The 2,496-nt window shown below is 41.2% G+C and carries 2 protein-coding genes; both read right to left on the reverse strand.

The window, feature by feature from the left end:
• Nucleotides 1–148: 148 nt before the first annotated feature.
• Entirely contained in the window at nucleotides 149–2,038 is a 1,890-nt protein-coding gene (locus tag A3763_RS15810) for a methyl-accepting chemotaxis protein (RefSeq protein ID WP_068764726.1), read from the reverse strand.
• Between the two features lie 121 nt (nucleotides 2,039–2,159).
• The coding region (locus tag A3763_RS15820) for a DUF1513 domain-containing protein (RefSeq protein WP_156495123.1) at nucleotides 2,160–2,496 on the reverse strand (337 nt) is incomplete at its 5' end.

The following is a 2,496-nucleotide window of genomic DNA, read 5'->3' on the forward strand; positions in this document are numbered from 1 at the left end:
TGAGCCTAATCGGACATAGGAATAATATTAGTGTGTAGGGAAGCAGCCGGTTAAAGAAAGAGAGCGAGACCATTAGGGTTCGCTCATTACAGATTAGTGATAATTTAATTCCATCGTATACAGGCTATTGAGTATAGCTTGCTGATGATTAGGAGACTTTGAATTGATTGACTAGTTGTTCCAGTTCAATCGCGAATTCAGCTTGTTGCTCAGACAGTACGCGAGTGGTGCCAGCATTTTCTGTGTTGACTTCAGCGTGATCCTTAATGCCAACAATTTTCTCACTCATATCTTCAGCCACAGCACTTTGTTCTTCAGCGGCTGTCGCGATTTGGGTACTCATATTATTGATTTGATTGACCATATTGGTGACATTTTCCAATGAGTGGTTGGCGGTATTGGCTTGCTCTACAGTTTCATGGACCTTAGAGAGGCTTTCTTCCATCACACCCACCGCATTTTCAGCGTTTTCTTGAAGCTTATTAACGATGATGTCAATTTCTTCGGTTGATTCTTGGGTTTTACCTGCCAATGTTCTGACTTCATCTGCGACGACCGCAAAACCCCGGCCTTGTTCACCTGCTCTCGCGGCTTCAATGGCAGCATTAAGTGCTAGAAGGTTGGTTTGTTCAGCAATACCACGAATTACTTCCATAACTTTACTGACGTCTACGCAATCCTGTCTTAGTTCATCTAGTACGGTTTTTGTATTACTGGTTGTCTGCTCTAATGACTCGACGACATTGACGGCGGTATTAACAGTTTCTTTACTAGAGATTGTCTCGTCATAGGCTTCATTGGCGCTTTCAGAGGTGCTGACGATATTTTCGGCGACTTCTGAAATAGAAGCAGCCATTTCCGTCATAGCTGTAGCGACAAGTTCAATAAGAGCTTGTTGCTCGTCGAGGCTTCTTGAATTATCTTGGCTAGCGACTGTCAGTTCAGCAGAAGACTGGCTTGTTTGACTTGCAGCCTGGTGAATCTGCTCCAATACATGCTCAAAACTGCTTAGCATTTCATCGAAGTGTTGGGATAGCTCAGCGATTTCGTGTGAGCCACTTATGTTTGAGCGAATTGTCAGGTCCTTATCATGATTAATCTTTCGCATGACATGGGTTAGCCTTTGGATAGGAGCATTGATGGATCGGAATATGGCTAAATTAATAATAAGAATAATCACAGTCAGTACGCCGGTTATCATATAGAAGGTTGACTTACTTCGTGCTTTGGTTGCCTCTAACGAACTGTTCATCATGGCAGATAACGAAGTAAGCTGTTCCTCGCTTTGATGGATGGTAGCACGTAGCTGACCGAGCAAGCCTGTTTCGGGGCTTAATCCAAGTTCTTGTGTCTTAACCGTTAGCTTTCTAAAGTCATAAGCGTAAGCGTTCAGGTTTTTTCTGACCTGGTCTTTAATTTGCGAAGGTAGCGCTCTGCTATCCAAAGTAGACATTATTGCCGCCATATCAGTATTAAACTTATCGATGTATTTTGTGTCTAGTCGCAGCATAAAGTCTTTTTCTCGACGACGTAACATAAGTGTTTCCGCAAGCAGTTGGTAGTCTTTTAGCTCAGTAATAGCGGACTCAGCACTGTGTACTGATGCTCGAAGAGTACCGTAAAGCCCGGTTTTAGGTGTTAATCCTATTTCTTTTTGAGTTTTCGATATGGTTAAAAAAGTTTGATGATAGCTTTTTATTATGTCGCCTAATTTGGTGAGATTATCTTCAGTGTCAAACCCAAGTGAGTTGTTTAATACTTTTAGTTCGCTAATTTCTTTGTTTAGCTTTGCAACATTATCAGAGAATCGTGTGACGTATTTTTCATCTTTCCTGGTGAGGAAGTCCTTTTCATTCCGTCTCAAGGTAAGCATGTTAGAGTTAAGCTTTTCAATGGACACAAGCGAAGAAGCTGACTCTGATAGTGTCTTGCTAAAATTGAGCTCGACTAAGATGATTGTAAGCATACCAACTAATGTAATAGTGCAGATTGATAAGAGCTTAGATTTAATTGATATGTTATCTAACAGTTTGGACATATTTGACCCCCTATTGCCTATTCCAGAAGCTCGTTACCTATGAAGTTGAGCTGTATCACAGATAGTATAGTTGAGTTTTGACTTTTAGGAGCTTGAAAAATGGACTTTTGTATTTGTGTGTTTAGGCGCTCAAGAGATGGTTATCCCAGGCAATTTTGAGGCCTGGGTTGGATAAGTTTTGACTAAGTTCTTTTGTTGTATTGTTGTAGTGGTAAAGGTTGCCTAAGCCGTTGGAAATAACAAATTCATTGTTTCGATAGCTGGTTAAACCGCAGCCATCTTTACAACGAAGACTGCTTAAATAGATTAATTGATCAAAGTCCCAAAAGGTAATCAAATCTCCTTTGGGTGAGGAAACCGCGGCAGTTTTTCCTATGGGGTCAAAACAAACGCTGCCACAATAATGCTTCATGGCATAATTAACATCATCGGGTGCCCAAAGAGGTTTGAGGTCTTTC

It is taken from the genome of Oleiphilus sp. HI0128 (assembly GCF_001635365.1).